Here is a 21,850-nt window from a genome sequence, read left to right as displayed (position 1 = left end):
GAATCTCCTTTCAGCCCAGCGCCTGTGAGGCCAACGCGTAGGCTGTGAAATCGTGGGAATGGGGTCTTGGCCCGGCGAACATGGTCGTCCCGTCGCCGACCAGTTGAAGTCCGAGGGAAGTAATTGTCGGAACGAGTCCTAGCTCCGGATCCGTGTCGATGCGCAGGAATGTCCCTTCCAGGCCCTGGGCAACCGCGGCCACGAGTGTCCGCGCCAAGTCGAGATCCGCCGCCACGACCGGACCGAGGACCTTTCCTCGTCCGAATTCGCGCAAGACTGCATAGCCTCCATCGGCGAGATACAACTGCCCGTCACGAACGATGTTCGCCAGGAGCTCCGCTCGGTCGACACCCGTCGCCGCGCGATCCATATCAAGGACCCTGCCGAGGTCCTGAACATCGCCTCGCCGAACCTTGCCGTCGATCTTCAGCACAGTCCTTACCGTTCCCTGGAACTGCTCGATCTTGCCCTGCGGTTCGAAGCCGAACTTTCGGTAAAGCGGAAAGCCGTCCTCCGTTGCCACGAGTGCCATGGGGCGGTCACCCGCAAGGGCCACGAGCTCGGCGAGAAGCCTCTTGCCGATTCCGCGGCCGCGCATCCGCTCGTCCACGATGATCATGTTCAGCCGCGATTGATCTCCGTAGGTCGTGCAGAATCCGGTGGCGACGACCGCGCCGTCTTCTATGCCCACCACCCCCTTGGAGACGTCATAGATCGCGTTCCAGTCGTGGGCGCGATGGGGCCAGCCGGCGGCCTGAGACAGCAACAGCCCTCCCGGAAGATGCGATCGCTGCATCGGGACGAGTTGCAGGCTTTGCGACATGGGAACTCCTGTTTTTCGTGCGGACTACCGCACGGGCAAACCTACGGGGGTCCATCCCGCAGAAGACTTCGGTTCTGGCTGACCGACGGTATTTTCCAACGAAGAGCACCCGCTTCACCGCAGGAAATTTTGCGCTTGCCCGTCAACGCTCGTGGGTCAGGTGCCTAGCGAGCGAAAGAACAAGCGAGCGAGCGCTGTGAAGTTCGTCGATCGTCACGAACTCCTCCGGCTTGTGCGCACGCGAGATGTCGCCTGGGCCGCAGATGACCGTAGGCACGCCGGCAGCCTGGAAAAGTCCCGCTTCCGTCCCATAACTCACCGCGGCTAGCGAGGCTTGGCCAGAAAGGCTCTCCATCAGGCCTGCCAAAGGATGGTCTTCCGTCATTGCTAGCGGCGGATAGGAGGAGAGTACTTCTACGTCCATGTCTTGCCCGGCCAATGCGCGGATCGGATCGAGCAACTGAGCGGGATCGACACCTGCGATCGCCCTGGCTTCAACATGCAGTTCCGCTGATCCCGGAATGATGTTGATGGCCTCGCCGCCGCGGATCACGCCGACCTGCAACGTCGAATACGGCGGTTCGAAAAAGGGATCCAGCGGACCGCTCTTTAGTGCGTCCGACATCTGCACGGCTGTCGCTAGAGCAGGCAGAAGCTTGTGGATGGCATTCGATCCGAGGTCCGTGCGCGAACTGTGCCCGGAAACTCCCCTCGCCACCACTCGCAGGGCCATCTTGCCCTTGTGCCTTAGGATTGGGACCATATTGCTCGGCTCGCCGACGATACAGCCGATCGGCGCGGCGCAAAGATTCGGCAGTTCCCTGATCATATGAGGGGCTCCGCGGCCGCCCGCCTCCTCATCGTAAGACAGCGCGAAATGGATCGGGACCGGGAGTTGCAGGTCTACCAGGTCGGGAACCGCGGAAAGTATGGCCGCGACAAACCCCTTCATGTCGCAAGCTCCGCGACCGATCAATCTTTCGCCATCGCGGCGCAGCCTGAAGGGATCCGAAAGCCATTGCGGCTCCTTAGCCGGCACCACGTCCAAATGGCCCGACAGAATGTAACCTGGAACGTCTGTGGGACCGACCGTGGCAAACAGATTGCTTCGGTCGCCCTCCGGGCCCGGGATGATGCTTACGGGCACTGAATGGCTGGCGAAAAGGGCCCGCACGTATTCCACGATAGCCCCGTTCGGCGCCCCAACCACCGAGGGATAGGAAACAAGGGATTCCAGGATGGTCTCCGGGGACATAGCCGCTCCTCTATGGGTCCGTTCGTTCGCCGCAGGTATGGGCTGACCGGAGTCTAGCGACACGTCTCCAGGGGCACTCGCCGTTCTTCCACGGCTCGCAGCACTCTATGCCGCTCGGGGCCTGCGAAACGCAATTTCCTGCGTACAAAAGGCCAAAGGCGGCAAGCACTGTCGCGCCGCGCGACGCATTCTTCAGGCAACCGACGAACCGGAGACAGCCATGACCTTCCGCCCCAAATTCATTACGTTCGACTGCTATGGCACGCTGATCAATTTCGACATGGCGGGTGCTGCCCGCGACATTTACGGAGCTCAACTGTCCGAAGACAGAATGGCCAAGTTCATCAAGAACTTCGCCGCTTACCGCCTGGATGAGGTTCTCGGCGATTGGAAACCCTACTCGGAAGTCGTGGCCAACGCGCTGGAACGCACCTGCAAGGCCAACGGCATCGCCTACCGCCCCGAGGACGGACTTGCGATCTACAATAGGGTTCCGACCTGGGGACCCCATTCCGACGTCCCGGCCGGGCTCGCCAAAATTGCCAAGGAAATCCCACTCGTGGCGCTGTCCAACGCTGCCAATGAACAGATCGGCCACAACGTTGCAAAGCTGGGCGCGCCTTTCGCGCACGTCTTCACCGCGGAGCAGGCGCGGGCCTACAAGCCTCGTTTCCGCGCCTTCGAATACATGCTGGACATGCTCGGCTGCGGACCCGAGGACATCCTTCATTGCTCGTCTTCGTTCCGGTACGACCTGATGTCAGCCTACGATCTGGGCATCAAGAACAAGGTCTGGGTAAACCGCCAGCACGAGCCGGCCAATCCGTTTTACGAATACACGGAGATCAAGGACATTTCAGGCTTGCCTGCGGTCGTCGGCCTCTAGTTTCGTCCGGGTGGGAACTCTGCAATGAAACTCGCGTCCTATTGGCACGAAACCTCAGAACCGTTCCGAGGAGCCAAGTCTGAGCCCGTATCCGGCGATTTTGACGTAGCGGTCGTCGGTGCCGGCTTCACGGGGTTGAACGCGGCACGCCGCCTGGCGAAGTCCGGGATGAAGGTCGCGCTGATCGAGGCCCAGCACGTCGCTTATGGGGCATCAGGCCGCAACGGCGGCCACCTCAACAGCGGGCTCGCGGAGAGCTTCGGCTCGGCTTCCGCGCACATGGGCGAGGAACGTGCTCGAAGGCTGTGGCGCGCCTACGACCAATCGATCGACATGATTGAACGGATCGTCGAGGAAGAGCAGATCGACTGCAGCTTTCGTCGTGCTGGCAAGCTCAAACTTGCCTCCAAGCCATCCCACGTGGAGAGACTACGTACCATGGCCGATGATATCCGCCGCGAGGTGGATTCCTCGGCCAGGTGGCTTGATCGCGACGAGGTACGCGCCGAGCTTGGCTCGGAAGCTTTTCACGGCGCTATCCTTTATCCCAAGTCGGCCATGGCGCACATGGGTCGCTACGCGAACGGCCTCGCCGCGGCCGCCAAGAAGCACGGCGCCTCGATCTGGGAGCACAATCCTGTAACGGCAAGGCATAAGGTCGCCAACGGCTGGAAACTCACGACGCCCACCGGAAGCCTGACTGCCCGCCAGATCATCCTGGCGACGGATGCCTACACCACATCCGCCTTTGGCTACTTCCAGCGCCGGATCATTCCTATCGCCTCGTTTATTATCGCGACCCGTCCGCTAACCGAAGTCGAGGTCAAGGAGACGCTCGCGGGCAATCGCACCTATGTCAATTCGCTGAACATCGCCAACTACTTCCGCCTGACGCCTGACAATCGCTTCCTTTTTGGCGGCCGGGCCCGGTTCTCGGCGGCGTCGAACCAGAGGACGGACCAGAGTTCGGGCCGACTCCTGCAGCAGCAGCTGTTGAGCATGTTCCCGCAGCTGAAGGATGTCGCGATCGATTACTGCTGGGGAGGCCTTGTCGGCTGCACGCCGGACCGATTGCCTCGCGCCGGCAAGGCCGACGATGTCATCTTTGGCATGGGCTATTCGGGTCACGGCGCACAGATGTCGACGCTTATCGGCAGCGCATTGGCCGACATCGCCATGGGTCGGACGGATACCAATCCACTCGAAGGCCTCCCGCTGCAATCCGTCCCCCTGCATACGGGCAAACCTTGGTTTCTACCAATTGTTGGCGCCTACTACCGCTTCAAGGATGCGTTGCCCTGATTGGGTGCGATACGCGAGCGGCCAGTGGCCAACGCCCATCTCGTCACAACAACACCGAGCAGCCGCTTATGACTCCGTCCAGCCAGAACGCCGCCATGCGAATTCCCACCTTTGCCGACGTCCGTATTGCCGCAGGGCGCATCGCCGGCTTTGCCCACAAGACGCCGGTGCTTACATCGCGAACCTTCAACGCGGCGACAGGCACCGAAGTTTTTTTCAAATGCGAGAACTTCCAGCGCGGCGGAGCCTTCAAATTCCGTGGCGCGATGAACGCAATTCTCGCTGTAGCCGACGAACCCCGCGCCCGCGGCGTCGTCGCCTACTCTTCCGGCAATCACGCCCAAGCTCTCGCCTATGCCGCGCAGATCAAAAGCGTGCCCGCCACGATCATCATGCCGAAAGACGCGCCGATACTGAAGGTCGAGGCAACCAGGGGCTACGGGGCCGAAGTCATATTTTATGATCGATATACCGAGGACCGCGAAGAGATCGGCCGACGGGTGGCCTCGGAGCGCGGAGCCACACTCATCCCACCCTACGATCACCCGGATGTCATCGCAGGTCAGGGCACAGCCACGCTGGAACTGATCGAGGAAGTCGGGCAACTCGACGCGCTGTATGTTTGCCTTGGCGGAGGCGGGCTCCTTGCAGGCGCGGCCCTCGCAGCGGCGGAGCTGTCTCCAGCGTGTCGCGTCGTCGGTGTCGAGCCCGCCGCCGGCAACGACGGCCAGCAATCTTTCGAGAAAGGCGAGATCGTCACCATCCCGGTGCCGAAGTCGATCGCCGACGGTGCCGTGGTCACGCATCTGGGCGAACACAACTTTCCCATCATCCGCGAGAAGGTTGCGGAGATCACAACCGTAACCGATGAAGAGCTCGTTCGCACAATGCGTTTCTTCGCCGAACGGATGAAGATCATGGTCGAACCGACGGGCTGTCTGGGAGCGGCGGCGGCGCACGCAAATGCCAAAGATCTCGCCGGAAAGCGTGTCGGCGTTATCATCAGCGGCGGGAACATCGATCTGACCCGCTTTGCCGAGTTGGTCACCACAGGGGACCAAGCCTAAGATGGCATCGGAACCCAAGAACGCAATCAAACCTGTCGCGTCGGCCAACGCCCCCGCCCCCGGCGGCCACTACTCGCAAGGCATCTTGGCCAATGGACTCATCTACGTCTCGGGGCAATTGCCGGTCGCCGCCGACGGAAGCCACAATGTGGAGGCTTCCTTTGAAACTCAGGTGCGCATTGCCCTGGACAACATGATCGCCGTCATCAAGGCCGCGGGCGGCTCATGCGACACGCTGGTGTGCGTCACGGCCTACATAGCAGGCGTTGACAATTGGCCGACCTTCAATCGCATCTATGCTGAGGTCTTGGGAGACAGCAGGCCGGCACGCACCGTTGTCCCGGTGCCGACCTTGCACTATGGCTATCTTGTCGAAGTCGATGCCGTGGCGCTCGTCCGCTCGGACGAGTGACTACCTATAGGAGCGGCGGGGCGCCCGTCGGCCAAGGTCCTGGAGCCCTTTCGTTGAGTTGCTCCAAGAGAGATCTAGCCAAGGGCTTGTGTCGCCAGCCCATAGACCCTTGGGCCACCCCCCCCAAGATTCTTGCCGTCTATCCAAGTGCCGCCCAGCGACATCGTGGTCACGGTATCAAATACAGGGAGACCGGAGAGCGTCAAAAACTGCGGAAAATCTCCGCCGTCCTGACGGGTATCGAGGCGGACAAACCGCCCTGCATGATCAACCAGGTGCGGACGGACAACCGCGATCGCATCCTCGTCATTCGAGGCGACAACGGGACCTACGACAGCACCGCGGCCGAACCGACGGCAGAACGAATACGCCACGCAGTTTCCATCGCGCACAAGGACGACGATCTTCGACGCTGCCGCGAGCGTCCCCAGCACCCGGTCTCGCGGCGAGCCAAAGGCCTGCCGATCAAGTTCGAGAATCTCGGATAAATCATTGGCCTGCCTCTCGCCGAGAACACCGGCTGCTTTGGCGGAAGGGGCCAATTGTGAGTGCACCTTGCCCTGGTACTGATAAACCAGGCACTCAGACTGAAACCCGAGCGTGCGATATAGGCGTTTGGCCGCCCTCGTTGCGTTAAGGCCGACGCGGCGCGAGCCGATGTCTTGAAGGATGCGGTCCATTATCCATGTCGCGGCGCCGTGCACCTGCAGGCGCGGTGCGGTTATCACCATGCCGACAGTCGCGAATTCCGGCCCGTAATCGAACCACATCCCGGATCCTATCGGCCGACCAATATCGTCGATCGCGACAATCCCTCGCCCAAGGCTCAGCAGCATTTCCCAGTCACTAGCCCGATGAGGCCAGCGGACGCCAATCGAGAGCGAATGCAGTTGACCGACATCGACATCCCGAATGTCCTTGAGGGTCAGCTGAAATGACTCTAGCTGGAATGAATTTGGGGGTTGCACCGCGGCCCTTCCCGTGTCGTAGCCGTGACCGCCGGACTATCGACTGACACGGCTTTCGCGCTCACAACAATTACAGATATTTCGCAGCATTAACTGTCTGAGGTGCCTCGTTTTCAGCATTTCGTGCCTTACCTGCCTGGAGGTGCTCCGATGTCAGTCCACACTGGGGAAGAGGCTCGACAGGGGCAATGCCGATTTGACGATCGGAGATTTGAGGACCACAAAGCTGAAGTACTTGTCGATCCCTATATCCATATCGTTGAGGCGCTCCATCAGCGATTGGTATTCGCTGATGTTGCTGGTGACTATCTTCATGAGATAATCGTACCCTCCCGACACAAGGTGGCATTCCATAACCGCATCGATCTTCTCTACCGCCGATACGAACCGAGAAAAATCTATCTGCCGGTGGTTCTTTAGGGTTACCTCGGTAAAGACCGTCAAGGTCTGACCAAGCTTTGCAACATTGACCTGCGCCGAATAGCCAACAATGAACCCTTCAGCTTGCAGCTTCTTGACGCGCATAAGGCAAGGGCTTGGCGATAAGTTTACAAGCTCCGACAACTCGACATTCGTGATCCTTCCATTCTTGTGCAATTCATGAAGAATCTTGATATCGATACGATCAAGCTTCATATCGGGACCCAAATTGGCTGTTAATACAGGAGCTTATGCTGCGGCCGAAAATTAGCAAGTAGGCAACGCGCATGCCTCCCCCGGCCCGTGCCGGATACCTTGCCGTTCCACAGTCGCTAAGTGTTTTTGAATGCAGCGCCGACGCGGTGCGTCTGTTCTGATAGGTACAGCTAGTGCTTTCGAATGCGCGCGAGCACGCTTTCAAGGGCCACTGTCATTGCATATGAGCCCCCGTGATCTTGAAACTCACGGTACTGTTTTTGCAGTGGCGATCCCGGCAGGATTCGAACCTGCGACCATCGGCTTAGAAGGCCGGTGCTCTATCCAGCTGAGCTACGGGACCGTCGGCCGGCCGGGCCGGCTGGTGTCATTGGGCCAATTGTCGCCTGGATCGCCGGTCAGTGCGTCCAGGGCGTCTTGCGGTCATAACGGAAATTGTCCGAATAGGAAATCTGCCGGCGCTTGGTTTCCTTCGGCTCCTCGACGCGAAAGGCGATCTTCTCCTTCTCGGCGTAGGCCACCGCCTCTTCCTTGGTGTCGAAGGTGAGCTTCACCTGGCTCAGCATGTCGCCGGACGTGGTGTAGCCCATCAGCGGGTCGATCTTCTTGCGCTGCGCGGGATCGAATTCCAGCACCCATTGGCCGGTCTTTGCCTTGCCGGACTGCATCGCGGTTTTGGCTGGGCTGAAAATGCGCGCGGACATGACCACCTCGTTGCCGCCCGAAAACCGGGCACCCTTTTTGCGGCGCGGCCAGATCCGACTCCGGGCCTGGGGCCTCGCGCCAACCCGTCAATACTGTGCAACGACGCCGGCGGCAAGGCCGTCCGGCAGTCCCCGCGCGATCGCGCGGCAACCGCGCCAGCCAACGCTTCGCCGGCACCAATCCGCGACACAATGCCGGGGCTGTTTGCACCCTGGCCTATTCCCATTGTCTTGCGAGCGGCATATGTCGGATACACGGCCGTGCCATTTGGGGCGATGACGGCGAAGACAGAAATGGGCATGGAAGCGGAAATCGTGCCGGATCGTAGCGGCGAACCGGCGACCTTCGAGGGCGCCCTCGTCATCGGCGCCGGCGCCGCCGGGCTCGCCGCCGCGCATGCGCTGATCGAAGCCGGCATTCCCGCCGAGATCCTGGAGCGCGAGCAGCGGCTAGCCGAACCCTGGCACCGCCGCCACGACAACCTGCATCTCAACACGCATCGCGATCTGTCGACGCTGCCCGGTGTGGCCTATCCCGCCGGCACGCCCGCCTTCCCGCATCGCACCGCCGTCATCCGCCTGTTCAAGGACTTCGCCGAGACGCACCGGCTGCCGATCACCTATGGCGTTGCTGTCGAGGAAATCGCCTTCCGTGGCGACCATTGGCTGGTGCGGACCAGCGAGGGCCCGCGTGTGGCCCGCCATGTGGTGGTCGCCACCGGACGCGACCGGCAACCCTTCATCCCCAACTGGAAAGGCATGAAGGGTTTTTCCGGCAGGATCATCCATTCGGCCGATTTCGGCCGGGCAAGCGACTATGCCGGAAAGAAGGTGCTGGTGGTGGGCGCCGGCAATTCGGGCTTCGACGCGCTCAACCACCTTTCCGGTGTCGAGACCGGGCAGATGTGGCTGTCGGCGCGCAAGGGGCCTTCGCTTTTGCCCAAGCGCATCGGCCAGATCGCCGTGCACCGCTTCTCGCCTTTCATGGCCAGCCTGCCGGTGTGGCTGGCGGACGCCGCGATGGCGGCGACGCAGCGCCTGGTGTTCGGCGATCTCAGGAAATACGGCCTGCCCCCTGCCCCGTCTGGCGGTGCAAGCCGGCTCGGCGCCGACTATACGGCCATCGCCGCCGACGACGGCGCCGTCAAGGCGATCAAGGCCGGGCGCATCCTCGTCGTCCCGCAGGTCCGCGAATTCACGAACGACAGCGTTATCCTGGAAAACGGCAAGGCGATCTCGCCAGACATCGTGATTGCCGCCACCGGCTATCGCACCGGGTTGGAGACGATGGTTGGCAGGCTGGGCGTTCTCGACCCCAAGGGCGTGCCACTGTTCAACGGCGCGGCCGGCGACCCGAAGCTGCCCGGCCTCTGGTTCACCGGCATGCGGCCGAGCATCCGCGGCTGCTTCGCCAATGCTCGCATCCAGGCTGCCGCGATCGCGGCCAGGGCAGCCGGGCGGAAGGGCTGAGCGGTTTTTTCTCGTTTCCCGGGTTGCCTTCCCCGCGCCGGGACCCTATACGCCGCGAGGCCTCGGAGTGTAGCGCAGCCTGGTAGCGCACCTGATTTGGGATCAGGGGGTCGCAGGTTCGAATCCTGCCACTCCGACCAACATTTCAAAAGCTCAACGCGACCTGCTCTCCCAACGGATCTGAACCATCCGGCCAAGAGGCCGTTTGGCTTCCTTTTGTTCTTATTTTGTTTACTGTCGCTCGAACCGACGCCAGGTCTGTGAAACGGGTAACGAAGGCGGGCTGGCCTGGACCAGTGATCGCAAGTTCGAGGCCTGCCACTCCAGCCACTTGCAACGATCGTCCGCCGCTCTTCAGTTCATGGTCAGCCCGCCGGAAGGCTGGTCCTTATGAACCGATGCCAAGCCGCTCCCAGCACGGAGGCGGTTTCGGCTTTGCCGAAGCCCGCCGAAAGAAGGCCTTCCGCAAGGCCGGCAAAGTCGAGGTTCGATCCGAACCAGGAGGGTTGAGGCGGAAAGCTTGCCATCGCTTGAACCTGTCTCGTCCAACGGCCCTCGCGCATCCAGCGCACGACACCGTCGGGTTGGCCCTGGCAAAGATCAGAGCCGATGCCGAGACGCTCCGCCCCCATGATTTCAGAGGCTTCCGCGGCCATTCTGCCAAACTGATTCAGTGTCGTTTCCGCGCCGTTCGGAAGATGCAGCGGATAGAGCGAAAGGCCGAGCAATCCGTCCTTGTCGCGCAGTGCTTGCATGACGGTCCTCGGCACATTGCGGTTGCTGTCGCGGAGCCAGCGAGGGTTGGCATGGCTGACGACCACCGGCTTTTGCGAGAGCGAGATCGCTTCCAGCGCCGTCCGCTCACCCGCATGCGACAAATCGATGATCATGCCGAGCCGGTTCATCTCGGCGATCGCCTCGCGGCCCATCCGCGTTATGCCGCTGTCCTCCTCTTCCATCCAGCCGCAGCCGAGCAGCGATTGGTTGTTATAGGTGAGCTGCATGAAGCGGATACCGAGATCGAACAGCATTTCGATCAGCCCGATATCGTCCTCGATCGGCATCGGGTTCTGCAGCCCGAGGAAGATCGCGGTCCGGTTCGACGCTTGCGCGCGCTCGATGTCGCCGGCGTCGCGCGCCAAGAGGATGAGGTCTTCATTGTCGCGGAAGCGTGTGCGCCAATCGACGAGGTGGCGCACGGTCTCGCGGAAGCCTTCGTGATAGCCGACGGTGGCGTGGACCGCGGTCAGCCCGCCCTGCCGCATCTCTTCAAAAATCTCGCGCGACCAGTTGCAATATTGCAGCCCGTCGATGAGCACCTGCGGCGCATCGGCGGTCATTCTGGCGCGCCCGCATGGATGTAGGACGTCTTGACCTGGGTGTAGAACTCGGCTGCGGAACGCCCCTGCTCGCGCGGGCCATAGCTGGAGGCGCGGGCGCCGCCGAACGGCACATGATAGTCGGTGCCGGCGGTCGCAAGGTTGACCATGACGCAGCCGGAGCGTGACGCATGGCGGAACTTCGTGGCGCGCGCCAGCGAGCGCGTGGCGATGCCCGCCGTCAGCCCATAGGGCGTGTCGTTGGCAAGGAAGATCGCCTCGTCGAGGTCGTCGGCGGCAATCACGCAGGTGATCGGCGCGAACATCTCCTCCTGGTTGATCCGCATGCGCGAGCGCCCGTTCAGGAAGACGGTGGGCGCCATGTAGTGCCCGCGATGCGCACGTTCGAGCGCCTCGCCTCCCGTAGCGAGCTCGGCGCCCTCGCCCTTGCCGAGCGTCACATAGTCGAGATTGGCCGCCAGTTGCGCGGCGCTGACGACCGGCCCCATCTGGACGCCGGCCTCCAGCGCATGGCCGACCTTCAGCGCCTTGGTCTTGGCCAGCAGCTTTTCGACGAAGGCGTCGTGGATCGGCCGGTGGACGATCAGGCGCGACGAGGCCGTGCATTTCTGCCCGGTGCCGCCAAAGGCGCCGTTCACGGCAAGATCGACCGCACGGTCGAGGTCTGCGTCGTCCATGATCACGAACGGGTTCTTCGAACCCATCTCGAGTTGGAGCTTCACGAACCGCGCGGCGGCCAATGCGGCGATACCGGACCCGACGGCGCCGGACCCGGTGAAGCTCATGCCCTGGATATCGGCCTTCGCGGCCAACTCGCGGCCGACCGTCGATCCCGATCCCATCACAAGACTGAAAAGGCCCTTCGGGATCGCCTGGCGGCTGATGATCTCGGTCAACGCCCAGGCGCTGGCCGGCGTGATACTGGCCGGCTTCCAGACCACTGCATTGCCGAAGGCAAGCGCCGGCGCGATCTTCCAGGACGCGGTGGCGATGGGGAAATTCCAGGGCGAAATGATCGCGACGACGCCGAGCGGTTCGCGCTCGATCAGGACATCCACGCCGGCCCGGACCGAGTCGGCCGAGGAGCCAAGATTGCGCAGCGCCTCGGCCGCGTAATAGGTGAAGAACTGCCCGGCGCGGTAGACCTCGCCGACGCCCTCGGGAAGGGTCTTGCCCTCCTCGCGGGAAAGCAATTCGCCAAGCTCCTTCGAGCGCGCCATCAACTCGCGCCCGATGGCATCGAGAACGGCGGCCCTCGCTTCGAGCCCGGCCGCGGCCCACTCCCGCTGGGCGCCTTGGGCGGCCGCCACCCCGTCGTGGACATCGGAAGGCCTGGCTTCCGCAAAGCGCCCGACAATGTCGGTCACATCCGACGGATTGACGTCCTCGATCCAGTCGGAGCCGTCGCGCCATTCTCCAGCAATGAAGTTCTGACCGTTCAACATCGTGTTCGACCCGCATCAATTCGGTTGACAACGACCTAACCAATGATGTGAACTTCAATCAAGCTCAATTTTTGGCATGTTTGTTCAGGCAAGCTTAACAGTGACGAAAAACATCAGCCTCACCGGCATGCGCAGCTTCGTCGCCGTTTGCGAAAAGGGTGGCGTGCGTGCGGCCGCCGACCAGATCGGCCGCACGCCATCCGCCGTGTCGATGACACTCAAGCAGTTGGAGGACGATATCGGCGCGCCGTTGTTCGAAAGCGAACGCAAGGGCGCGCTTTCGCCTGTCGGCCGCATCGTGCTGGACGAGGCGCGCGCCATGATCGCCCATTACGACCGTGCCTGCCTGGCGATGACCAGCTATGCCGCCGATCGCCAGGGCCGCTGCGATGTCGCCAGCGTGCCTTCGGTCGCGGTAACCTTGCTGCCGCGAGCGATCGCCCGGCTGCGCGCCGAGGGCGGCCAGTTCGACATCCGAGTTCGCGACAGCGATTCCAACGCCATCGTCGAGGCGGTCGAAAATGGCATGGTGGAGGTCGGCCTGTGCGTGCTGGCAACCAAGCGGCCACAGCTCAGTTTCGAGGCGCTTTTCCATGAGCCGCTCGATTTCGTGTGCCCGGCCGATCATGCCCTGGCAAAATCGAAGCGTCCGTTGAAGTGGTCGCAGATCGAGGGCGAAAGCTTCATCCAGAACGGTGCCGCGGCTGCGCTTGGCATTGCCGAGACCGAGGCGCTTGCCACCGGCTCGAAACTCACCGCGACCAATGTGAGCTCCAACCTGGCGATGGTGGAGGCTGGGCTCGGCGTCACGATCCTGCCCCGGTTGTGCCGATGGAAATCCAGTCACGCCGTCCGCTTCGTGCCGCTTGCCGATCCGCGATCGAGCCGCACCGTCGGCTGGATCGCAAAGGCCGGCCGGAACCTGCAGCCCGCAGCGCGGCGGTTCATCGAATGCATCCGCGCCCAGACACAGGCGAGCGAAGGAGAATTCGGCTATGCCTCGGCATGATCGGCAGGTGACGCAATGACCGCGACACGTCTGACGGAGGCCCGGATCGAGACGCTTGCAGAGATGGCGCTGACACGCCACGGCGCCAGCGAGGCGCAGGCCCGGGCCTTGGCTGCCGGAATCGCGGCGGCGGAACGCGACGGGCTGAAGTCGCACGGCCTGATGTATCTGCCGACCTATTGCGAGCATCTTACCTGCGGCAAGGTGCTGGGGCTGGCGGAGCCGCGCCTTACACGACCGGCTCCGGCCATTGTCGCCGTCGATGCCGGCAACGGCTTCGCCCACGCCGCCATCGCAATCGGTCTGCCGGCGCTGATCGAAACGGCCCGCTCGCAAGGGGTGGCGGCTCTCGCCATCCGCAACTCCTACAATTGCGGCGCGCTCGGCTATCACACCGAACGCATCGCTCGAGCCGGTCTTGTCGGCCTGGGTTTCACAAATGCGCCGGCCTCGATCGCGCCCTGGGGCGGACGCAAGGCGGTGGTCGGCACAAACCCGTGGTCGCTCGCGGTCCCCGATGGAAATGGCGGCGCGCGGCTCGTCATCGACCAAAGCGCGAGCGTCGTCGCCAAGAGCGAAGTCATGAAGCGCGCGCGCGCGGGCGAGCCTATCCCTCCGGGCTGGGCCTTCGACGCGAGCGGCGAGACCACCACCGACGCCGGCGAGGCGTTGAAGGGCACGATGGCGCCGGCCGGCGGCTACAAGGGCGTAGGCTCGGCGTTGCTGGTCGAGGTCTTCGCCGCATGCCTTGCGGGAGCGAATCCCGGGCTTGTCGCCAGTCCCTTCTCCGGCACCGCCGGAGGTCCTCCGGGGACCGGCCAGTTCTTCCTGGCGGTGGCGCCCGACGCCACCTCGGGCGGTTCGTTTGCGCAAACGCTGGAGACGGTTGCAGGTGGCTTCGCCGGTGATACGAGGCTTCCGGGGACAAGGCGTTTCGCCGCGCGCGAGCGCAACGCAAGTGAAGGCATCGATGTCGCGGCGGAAACGCTCGCCACACTCGAAAAGCTGGCCGGGACATCGGCATGACGGCAATCGCGCTGCGCCCTCCCGAGGTCGTCATGCGCCTGCGGCGGCTTGGCGCGGCGCATCCGACGCGCCTCAGCTTCCTGCGCCAGTTGATCCGCTGCGCCACGAAGGAACGCTGGCGTGTGCGCAAGGACCGGTTCGAGCTGGACGACAACGGGTTCGGGCGGGCGGTCTATGCCGTCGAGACGCCGGGGCGGACCTACAGCCTGGTCGCATTCTCGACGCCCCTCGACGATGAAAGGCGTTCCGACCGTGTGATCGCGCAGGCCTGGGACACGAGCTACGTCCTCTATGACGGGTTGCCGGACGCCGCCGAAATCACCCGGCTGGAGGCAAACGCACCTCTGCAGGAGGCCGGGCGCTACACCAATCGCGAGCTCGTGCTGGCGCGCGCGAACAAGAGCGTGCGCCTGTTCGAAGCGGTGACCACGGCGCTGGCGCAAGGACGACAGCCGGACGAAGAGGAGTTGCTGGGCGTCGGCTATCTGCTGCGCACCACGGCGGTCTATGGCAATGGCAAGTTCGGCATCGCCGATCGCGACCAGATCGCTTCGCGACCGGAGCTAGCGGGATCCTTCCAGGCGGAGATGCTCACCGTCTGGCTGATCCGATCCTTCACGCTCGACCTGGCCGATCATATCGCCTTGCGCCGCAATCCCGCCGGTGCGGCAAGGCTGGCGCCGGGCCTGCGCCGTGCGGTCGGGGTGGGAAATGCGACCGGCCTGGGCATGGCCCCCTTCCTCGTTCGCCATCCGCTGCTAACGCATAGCTGGTTCCTGGCGCGTGAAACCGCGCTGGCGAAGGTGCGCGCCGAGCCGCGCGCCGGCGAGGTGGAGCGAAAGGTGTTTTCGCAAACGCTCGCGGATTTGCGCCAGCGTGTCGGTCACTGGCGCAGCGACGACGGCCGTCAAGCCGCGGCAACGCGGTCGTTGGCCGACGACCTGGATGAGCTTGCGCAGAATCTCGACCGTCTTCTCGTGGAGCCCAGGCCCTGGGATGCGGTTTATCGGTTTGCGGAAGAGCACTTTTCCCTGGAGGGACAAGAGGCCTGTGTTTCGCTGATCCTCGAACCGCACGGGGCGCTGGTCGACGAACTCGGTGAGACAATGAAGGCCGACGAGACGCACGGCCATGCCATCGACGGCGGCATGAGTTGCGGTTCGCTTCGCCACACGCTTCTCGACTGCTATTCCTGGGCGGCAGGTATCGACTTCGCCGCGCCGGCCGCCAATGCGCGGTTCTGGTATGTCTCCGCGGAAAAGCTCGAGCCAAGGCTCGGCGAACGCTTCGAGGAAGATGGGGCCGAACTCGAGCAGCCTTTGGCCACGGCGCGCGACGCGCTCAGCCTGGCCGCCGCGCTGTCGCAGGAACCGGCCTCGACCCCCGTTGCCGAATTTCTTCTTCGCCACCCGGAATGGCGGCATGCCGTGCGGCGCGCCCAGATCGTCGCCCGGTTTCCCTATTCCGAGATCCACGACAATCTGATTGGCGCCGATTTGCGGCCTGTCGACATTTTGCGCGCCAAGCTCGCATTTTTTGGCGCGCGCAGTTTCGATCCGCGCTCGGATCGATGGGTGCGGATCGCGCTCTTCAGTGGCGAGCCGCTGATCGAGGATGTCGCCAACGCGCCGACCGGAGGCGCCGCGTGATCGAGCTCTCGCTCAACGAGGTGGAAACGCTCAGCGCCAAGGCGGCGCGCGGCGCGGGATTCTCATGGGGCCTGGCCGAGGATATCGGGCGTTCGGCACGCAGGCTCGCGGCGGACGGCGAAGACTGGGCCCCGGCCATGCTGAGCCTCGCGGAGAATGCGCAATCCTTCGCGCCGCCGGATTCCGCCCGCGCGGCGTGCTGGCGCAAGGGCGAGGCCGATATCGCCACCGGGAAGCCACTATGCCCAATCCGGACTGCCGCGCTGCTGCTCGACAATCCGCCTCCAGCGCACGCATTGCCGCTCACCATACGCGATGTCGGCCTGCCGGTCTGGCTCGATGCCATGCTGCTTCGCTCCGACATGCGCGTGGCGCATCGGGCGGCCCTGGAAACGCTGCGGGCGGATGTCGCCATCGAACGGCGCCCGGAGCAAGGGCCGCCTCCAATGGGCCGGCGCGGGACGATCGACCGGCAGACGCTTGCCGCGCTGAATGCCTTCGCCACCAAAACCTATGTGCCGGAGAGCGAACGGTCGCGCGTCCGTGGGGCCGGAGGAGGCCGCGTGGACGATGAATAACAAGGGGAGAAGGTAATGAGCGCAGCCGACGGCCAAAAGATCGCCATGCTTGGTGCGGGCTACTATTCGGCCAACACGGTCGGCGCCAAGAACGTCATCGACAAGGTCGGCGATCTCGTCGTCGACGCCGTCGCCAAGATGCCCCGCCCGGCAGACGGCCAGCCGTTCGCGATCGCCGATTTCGGCGCCGCGGACGGAGGCACCTCGATGGACATGATGCGGCGGGTGGTCGGCGCCATTCGCGCGACCGAGCCTCGGCGGGCGATATCGATCACCTATACGGACCTCCCCCACAATGATTTCTCGACCCTCTTCCGGCTCAGCCAGGGACTGCTTGGCAACCCGACGGAGGTTCCGTTGGCGGAGACGCCCGACCTCTACATCTTCGGCAGCGGAACGAGTTTCTATCGCCAAATCGTGCCGGACAACTCGCTGTCGCTCGGCTTCTCCGCCACGGCGATGCACTGGATCAGCAAGAGACCTTGCATGATCGCCGACCATGTCCAGGCTGTCGGCGCAAGCGCTGCCGAGCGCGAGCTGTTTCGCGCCCAGGGGCTTCGCGACTGGGAGACGATCCTGATAGCCAGGGCGCGCGAGCTGCGACCCGGCGGCAGGCTCGCGCTTGCCAATTTCTGCGTCGACGAAGCCGGGCGCTATCTCGGACACACGACCGAGGTCGACATGTTCGATTCGTTCGCGCGCCATTGGCGCGATCTTCTGCGGGCCGGGCGGATCAGCCAGGCGGAGTATGCCAACGCCACCTTCCAGCAATTCTACAAGACGCCGGACGAGTTTGCCGCGCCGTTCGCCGATCCCGACTCTTCCGTGTCACGCGCCGGCCTGACGCTCGAGACGATGTTCACGATGGTGACGCCCTGCCCCTATGCCGAGGCTTTCCGGGTCCATCGCGACGCAGCCGCGTTCGCCAAGGCGTATGTGCCGACACTGCGTTCCTGGTCCGAGACGGTTTTTGCAAACGCGCTCGAGACTTCGCGCCCGGCCAGCGATCGCTCCGCGATCGTCGACGATCTTTACGGCGCCTACGAAGCTGAAGTCGCGCGCGCACCGGAAGGACACCGCATGGACTACGTCCATTGCGTGACGGAGATCGTCAAATCCTAGGACAGGCGGGGTTGCTCGCTCTGAGCGACGCGAGGGAAACGTAAACCCGCCGGGCGAGCCCCCAACAACCTCGAGCCCGGCGAGCCTACCACCCGATCTGGAACGCGATCGGGACCGGGGTCAGCCGGCAGCTGTTGCGCTGCAAGACGGATGCCAGTGAGGTTGTCTCGAAATGGGACGGGGCAAGGCCCCTCTCGTTTTTGGTAAAAAGGCCGAGCTCAGATATCGAACTCGCCCTGCCCTTCATCCATGGCGCTGACGGTTTCGGCGGCGAGCGCGCGGGTGATCGGCGTCTTGCGCTCCAGCGCCGCGCGGTCGAGGCGTTCCACCACCTTCATGGCGGTCGCCAGCGACCGCTCGATGCGCCGCACCAGATATTGCACGACATGCGGCTCGACCTCGACCTGGCGGTCGGCGAAGAGCTTTGTGATGACGCCGGCGAGCAGCAGGTCGTCGGGCTCATGGATCTCGACGGTCGCCGCCGCCTTCAGCCGCGAGATGAGGTCCGGAAGCGTGACACGCCAGGCGGAGGGAAAGCGCCGCGCCGTCAGCATCAGCGTGGAACCGGCGCCGCGAACGGTGTTGATCAGGTGGAACAGGCCCTGCTCGTCGATCGGACCGTTGTCGATGTCGTCGATGAGGGCGGCGCGCGCGCCGAGGCCGGCAATGTGCGAGCCGATCCCGCCGGCGTCGATAGCGACCGCATCGGCATGCGCCTGCCATATCTGGGCAAGGTGCGTCTTGCCGGAACCGGGTGGCCCAGCGAGCACCACCACCGGCGACGGCCAATCCGGCCACCGGTCGACCAATGCCGAGGCCTGCGCGTTGGTGGCCGAAACCACGAGTTCGTCGCGCGAATAGCCGGTGCCGTGGCCGAGATCGAGCGGCAGCTGGCGCGGCGCGTCGGACCTGCGATCGGACATGTCAGCCGCGCGACGAGCGATGGCCGCCGCCGCGATCGGCCGGCAGCGGCGGCACGGCTTCGGCGGCCTCGCCCTTGTAAAGCGGCGATTCGAGATAGCGGGCGATGGCGAAGCGCACCAGCACGGCGATCGCGGCCGAGGCCGGCACGGCAATCAGCAGGCCGACGAAACCGAACAGCGCGCCGAAGGCGAAGAGCGCGAACATCAGCCATACCGGATGCAGGCCGACGCTCTTTCCGACCAGCCTTGGCTGCAGGATGTTGCCCTCGATGAACTGGCCGACGAAGAACACGCAAGCCACCAGCACCACCATGGTCCAGTGCGGCCAGAACTGGACGAAGGCGACGCCGACGGCAAGCACCAGCCCGGTCAGCGAGCCGACATAGGGGATGAAGGAGATCAACCCGGCGAAGAAACCGATGAGGATGGCGAAGTTCAGCCCGGTCAGCGTCAGGCCGGTCGCGTACATCGCGCCCAGCACCAGGCAGAGCGTGCCCTGTCCGCGCACGAAGCCGGCGGTCGCGGTGTTGATGTCGCGGGCCAGCGAACGCACCGTCTCGACATAGTCGCGCGGCACCCAGCTGTCGACCTCCGCCACCATGCGGTCCCAGTCGAGCAGCATGTAGAAGGCGACCACCGGCGTGACCACGAACAGGCTGACCACCGAGACCAGCGCCACGCCCGAACTCCAGATCGAGGTGAAGACGGTGGTGAGCAGGCTGAAGCCCGAAGTCAGAAGCGAATTCAGCCCGTCGCGCAGGCCGCTGGTGCTGACGCCGAAGCGCTGCTCCAGCCATGTCGGGTCGAAGCTGGTGATCAGCGACTGCAGGCGGGTGAGATATTCCGGCAGCTTGCGGGCGAAGTCGGCCATCTGTGTCGCCAGCACCGGCACCAGGATGACGAAGGCCAGCACGACGATGACGATGAAGGCGATGAGGATGACCACCGTCGCCATCAGCCTGGAAAGCCCGAACCGCTCAAGCCGGTCGGCGACAGGGTCGAGGAAATAGGCCAGCACCATGCCGGCGACGAAGGGCAACAGGATGCCAGAAAAGACATAGAGGAACAGCGCGAGCAGGACAGCCGAGCCCAGCCAGAAGAAAATCTGGCGGCGAAGCGCCATGCCTGCCACGATCTCCGCTGCCTCGCTGTCAGGTGTCCGTTGTGGAGCCGCTCGTCTCGGAGCCTTCGCCATAGCCGCTCATATGCCTCAGCCAAGCCACGAGATAGGCCGCGGCCGAAGCCACGGTCAAGACCCCGGACAGTATTATGAGCGCCGGCCGGAGCGGATCGAGACGGATTGAAAAGGCGAGCTCACCCAGCACCAGCGCCGCCAGCACGATCTGCACCACAGTGTTGAGCTTGGATATGTAAAGCGGCTTCACCTCGACCGGATGCGCCATCACGCTGGACAGAAGCACTGCGCACACGATCAGCGCGTCGCGCGAGACCATTGTCACCACCAGCCAGAGCGGCAGTTCGCGGGCAAAGCCCATGACCACGAAGACCGAAACCAGCAGAAGCTTGTCGGCGATCGGGTCGAGATAGGCGCCAAGGCGGGACGCCTGGTTCCAGCGGCGGGCGATGAAGCCGTCCACGCCGTCGGAAATGCCGGCGACGAGGAAGCCGGCGAAGGCCCAGCCCCAATACGCTTGCAACATGGCCAGCACCACGGCTGGCACCAGCAGGAGGCGCATGATCGTGATGAGATTGGGAATGGTCACCGCATGTCCCGCCGAGGCTTTCTCGGGAGATAGATGAGGGAGTTGGGAGGGGTGTGCAAGGGACGGTCTGGCGAAGTCAGCGCGAGGCACCCCCCTCTGCCCTGCCGGGCATCTCCCCCTCAGAGGGGGAGATTGGCTGTATCAGCGTCGGCGCGCTCTTCATGCGATCCTGGCGATTGGCGAAAGCCGGCGTGACATCTGATCTCCCCCCTTGAGGGGGAGATGGCCGGCAGGCCAGAGGGGGGTGCTGTCCCGCCGACATTTCAGCATTTCCCTGGGGCAAAGCTCCCTCACCTGCGCGTCATCCTTGCTCCCCGAAACCATTCATGCGAAGAGCCCGCATGGAAGAAACAGGGACGAGCCGGATATGAGCAAGGGCGACAAGGCCACGCGCAAGAACGGGCTCACCTATGCCGAGGCGGGCGTCGATATCGATGCCGGCAATTTGATGGTCGAGAAGATCAAGCCGCTGGTGCGCGCGACGCGCCGGCCGGGCGCCGACGGCGAGATCGGCGGCTTCGGCGGCCTGTTCGACCTCAAGGCCGCGGGCTTCACCGATCCGGTGCTGGTCGCAGCCAATGACGGCGTCGGCACCAAGCTCAAGATCGCCATCGACGCCGGAAAGCACGACACGATCGGCATCGACCTCGTCGCCATGTGCGTCAACGACATTGTCGTGCAAGGCGCCGAGCCGCTGTTCTTCCTCGACTATTTCGCCACCGGCAAGCTCGACCCCGATCAGGGCGCGTCGATCGTCGGCGGCATCGCGCAAGGCTGCCGCCAGGCCGGCTGCGCGCTGATCGGCGGCGAGACGGCCGAGATGCCCGGCATGTACCAGGACAAGGACTATGACCTGGCCGGGTTCGCGGTGGGCGCGGCCGAACGCGGCCAGCTGCTGCCGACCGACGACATCGTCGAGGGCGACGTGCTGCTCGGCCTCGCCTCGTCGGGCCTCCACTCCAACGGCTTTTCGCTGGTGCGCCGCATCGTGGCGTCGAGCGGCCTTGGCTGGAACGATCCGGCGCCCTTCAACGAGGAGATCAGCCTCGCCGAGGCGCTGCTGGAACCGACACGCATCTATGTGAAGTCGATCCTCAAGGCGATCCGCAACACACATGGCATCAAGGCGCTCGCCCACATCACCGGCGGCGGCTTCCCGGAAAACATCCCGCGCGTGCTGCCCAAGGATTTCTCCGCCGAGCTCGACCTCGAGGCGATCGAGGTGCCGGCGGTGTTCTCGTGGCTGGCATGGACCGGCGGCGTCGCGCCGGAAGAGATGATGCGCACCTTCAACTGCGGCATCGGCATGATCCTGGCCGTAGCCTCCGGCCAGGCGGCGCAGGTGGCGGCCGTGCTGCAGGAAGCAGGCGAGACGGTGACGCCGATCGGCCGCATCGTGCCGCGTCGCGACGCCGGCGTGATCTATCGGGGCTCGATCGGCCTATGAGCAGGAAGCGCACGGTCGTCCTGATCTCGGGACGCGGCTCCAACATGACGGCGCTGATCGCGGC

General features: G+C 64.0%; 21 protein-coding genes and 2 tRNA genes. 12 read left to right on the top strand and 11 right to left on the bottom strand.

Translation table 11 applies throughout. The features are described 5' to 3' along the window. Nucleotides 1–10: 10 nt before the first annotated feature. Both Q0L57_RS08675 and argE read right to left on the bottom strand, forming a co-directional pair. On the bottom strand, nucleotides 11–823 hold the full coding sequence (locus Q0L57_RS08675) for a GNAT family N-acetyltransferase (protein ID WP_296741174.1): 813 nt from the start codon (nucleotides 821–823) through the stop codon (nucleotides 11–13). Between the two features lie 142 nt (nucleotides 824–965). Continuing rightward, complete coding sequence (gene argE / locus Q0L57_RS08670; RefSeq protein WP_296741218.1) at nucleotides 966–2,078, bottom strand: acetylornithine deacetylase; 1,113 nt, start codon at nucleotides 2,076–2,078, stop codon at nucleotides 966–968. A 220-nt stretch (nucleotides 2,079–2,298) separates the two neighbouring features. Here argE and Q0L57_RS08665 point away from each other — a divergent pair, with 220 nt between their 5' ends. The 4 genes from Q0L57_RS08665 to Q0L57_RS08650 all read left to right on the top strand — a co-directional run bounded on the left by Q0L57_RS08665 (nucleotide 2,299) and on the right by Q0L57_RS08650 (nucleotide 5,745). Continuing rightward, complete coding sequence (locus Q0L57_RS08665) at nucleotides 2,299–2,964, top strand: haloacid dehalogenase type II (RefSeq protein ID WP_296741171.1); 666 nt, start codon at nucleotides 2,299–2,301, stop codon at nucleotides 2,962–2,964. Nucleotides 2,965–2,988: 24 nt separating this feature from the next. Continuing rightward, complete coding sequence (locus Q0L57_RS08660) at nucleotides 2,989–4,266, top strand: FAD-binding oxidoreductase (RefSeq protein ID WP_296741169.1); 1,278 nt, start codon at nucleotides 2,989–2,991, stop codon at nucleotides 4,264–4,266. A 68-nt stretch (nucleotides 4,267–4,334) separates the two neighbouring features. Beyond that, nucleotides 4,335–5,333 carry a threo-3-hydroxy-L-aspartate ammonia-lyase gene (locus Q0L57_RS08655; protein ID WP_296741167.1) on the top strand — a complete coding sequence of 333 codons (999 nt, stop codon included), beginning with the start codon at nucleotides 4,335–4,337 and terminating at the stop codon, nucleotides 5,331–5,333. Nucleotide 5,334: 1 nt separating this feature from the next. Beyond that, nucleotides 5,335–5,745, top strand: coding sequence for a RidA family protein (locus tag Q0L57_RS08650; RefSeq protein ID WP_296741166.1), 411 nt, complete (start codon nucleotides 5,335–5,337; stop codon nucleotides 5,743–5,745). 74 nt (nucleotides 5,746–5,819) lie between these two features. Here Q0L57_RS08650 and Q0L57_RS08645 read toward each other — a convergent pair whose 3' ends face one another. From Q0L57_RS08645 to Q0L57_RS08630, 4 genes are all read right to left on the bottom strand, one after another. Then, on the bottom strand, nucleotides 5,820–6,713 hold the full coding sequence (locus Q0L57_RS08645) for a GNAT family N-acetyltransferase (RefSeq protein ID WP_296741163.1): 894 nt from the start codon (nucleotides 6,711–6,713) through the stop codon (nucleotides 5,820–5,822). 153 nt (nucleotides 6,714–6,866) lie between these two features. Further along, nucleotides 6,867–7,349, bottom strand: coding sequence for an Lrp/AsnC family transcriptional regulator (locus Q0L57_RS08640; protein ID WP_296741161.1), 483 nt, complete (start codon nucleotides 7,347–7,349; stop codon nucleotides 6,867–6,869). A gap of 266 nt (nucleotides 7,350–7,615) precedes the next feature. Then, a tRNA-Arg gene (locus Q0L57_RS08635) sits at nucleotides 7,616–7,692 on the bottom strand. 55 nt (nucleotides 7,693–7,747) lie between these two features. Continuing rightward, complete coding sequence (locus Q0L57_RS08630) at nucleotides 7,748–8,053, bottom strand: ETC complex I subunit (protein ID WP_296741158.1); 306 nt, start codon at nucleotides 8,051–8,053, stop codon at nucleotides 7,748–7,750. 300 nt (nucleotides 8,054–8,353) lie between these two features. On the opposite strand from Q0L57_RS08630, the gene Q0L57_RS08625 reads away from it, so the two are divergent. Both Q0L57_RS08625 and Q0L57_RS08620 read left to right on the top strand, forming a co-directional pair. Continuing rightward, nucleotides 8,354–9,523 carry an NAD(P)/FAD-dependent oxidoreductase gene (locus Q0L57_RS08625; protein ID WP_296741216.1) on the top strand — a complete coding sequence of 390 codons (1,170 nt, stop codon included), beginning with the start codon at nucleotides 8,354–8,356 and terminating at the stop codon, nucleotides 9,521–9,523. Between the two features lie 63 nt (nucleotides 9,524–9,586). Further along, nucleotides 9,587–9,663, top strand: a tRNA-Pro gene (locus Q0L57_RS08620). A gap of 225 nt (nucleotides 9,664–9,888) precedes the next feature. On the opposite strand, the gene Q0L57_RS08615 is transcribed toward Q0L57_RS08620, so the two are convergent. Next, entirely contained in the window at nucleotides 9,889–10,863 is a 975-nt protein-coding gene (locus Q0L57_RS08615) for a membrane dipeptidase (protein WP_296741156.1), read from the bottom strand. Next, nucleotides 10,860–12,308 carry an aldehyde dehydrogenase family protein gene (locus Q0L57_RS08610; RefSeq protein WP_296741153.1) on the bottom strand — a complete coding sequence of 483 codons (1,449 nt, stop codon included), beginning with the start codon at nucleotides 12,306–12,308 and terminating at the stop codon, nucleotides 10,860–10,862. Before Q0L57_RS08610 ends, Q0L57_RS08615 begins: the two co-directional genes overlap by 4 nt. Before the next feature lie 100 nt (nucleotides 12,309–12,408). On the opposite strand from Q0L57_RS08610, the gene Q0L57_RS08605 reads away from it, so the two are divergent. From Q0L57_RS08605 to Q0L57_RS08585, 5 genes are read left to right on the top strand one after another with little or no spacing between them, the layout of a single operon-like run. Next, on the top strand, nucleotides 12,409–13,317 hold the full coding sequence (locus tag Q0L57_RS08605; protein ID WP_296741150.1) for a LysR family transcriptional regulator: 909 nt from the start codon (nucleotides 12,409–12,411) through the stop codon (nucleotides 13,315–13,317). Nucleotides 13,318–13,332: 15 nt separating this feature from the next. Beyond that, entirely contained in the window at nucleotides 13,333–14,343 is a 1,011-nt protein-coding gene (locus Q0L57_RS08600; protein WP_296741147.1) for an Ldh family oxidoreductase, read from the top strand. After that, nucleotides 14,340–15,992, top strand: a complete 1,653-nt coding sequence (locus Q0L57_RS08595) for a hypothetical protein (protein ID WP_296741146.1) — start codon at nucleotides 14,340–14,342, stop codon at nucleotides 15,990–15,992. The genes Q0L57_RS08600 and Q0L57_RS08595 overlap by 4 nt, the downstream gene beginning before the upstream one ends. Further along, nucleotides 15,989–16,570 (top strand): DUF3726 domain-containing protein, encoded by a 582-nt coding sequence (locus Q0L57_RS08590; protein ID WP_296741144.1) that lies wholly within the window; start codon nucleotides 15,989–15,991, stop codon nucleotides 16,568–16,570. The genes Q0L57_RS08595 and Q0L57_RS08590 overlap by 4 nt, the downstream gene beginning before the upstream one ends. Before the next feature lie 15 nt (nucleotides 16,571–16,585). Further along, nucleotides 16,586–17,692 (top strand): SAM-dependent methyltransferase, encoded by a 1,107-nt coding sequence (locus Q0L57_RS08585; RefSeq protein ID WP_296741143.1) that lies wholly within the window; start codon nucleotides 16,586–16,588, stop codon nucleotides 17,690–17,692. A gap of 218 nt (nucleotides 17,693–17,910) precedes the next feature. Here Q0L57_RS08585 and hdaA read toward each other — a convergent pair whose 3' ends face one another. From hdaA to Q0L57_RS08570, 3 genes are read right to left on the bottom strand one after another with little or no spacing between them, the layout of a single operon-like run. Next, nucleotides 17,911–18,615, bottom strand: a complete 705-nt coding sequence (gene hdaA, locus Q0L57_RS08580) for a DnaA regulatory inactivator HdaA (protein ID WP_296741140.1) — start codon at nucleotides 18,613–18,615, stop codon at nucleotides 17,911–17,913. 1 nt (nucleotide 18,616) lies between these two features. Continuing rightward, nucleotides 18,617–19,810 carry an AI-2E family transporter gene (locus Q0L57_RS08575; protein WP_296741138.1) on the bottom strand — a complete coding sequence of 398 codons (1,194 nt, stop codon included), beginning with the start codon at nucleotides 19,808–19,810 and terminating at the stop codon, nucleotides 18,617–18,619. Next, complete coding sequence (locus tag Q0L57_RS08570; RefSeq protein ID WP_296741135.1) at nucleotides 19,767–20,339, bottom strand: CDP-alcohol phosphatidyltransferase family protein; 573 nt, start codon at nucleotides 20,337–20,339, stop codon at nucleotides 19,767–19,769. Before Q0L57_RS08570 ends, Q0L57_RS08575 begins: the two co-directional genes overlap by 44 nt. Before the next feature lie 367 nt (nucleotides 20,340–20,706). On the opposite strand from Q0L57_RS08570, the gene purM reads away from it, so the two are divergent. Continuing rightward, nucleotides 20,707–21,786, top strand: a complete 1,080-nt coding sequence (gene purM / locus Q0L57_RS08565) for a phosphoribosylformylglycinamidine cyclo-ligase (RefSeq protein ID WP_296741132.1) — start codon at nucleotides 20,707–20,709, stop codon at nucleotides 21,784–21,786. Nucleotides 21,787–21,850 lie beyond the last annotated feature (64 nt).

Origin of the sequence: Mesorhizobium sp. (assembly GCF_024509055.1) — a bacterium.
GTDB lineage: Bacteria > Pseudomonadota > Alphaproteobacteria > Rhizobiales > Rhizobiaceae > Mesorhizobium.
The sequence above is the reverse complement of the archived record's forward strand: the minus strand, read 5'-3'. Positions and strand labels throughout refer to the sequence as shown.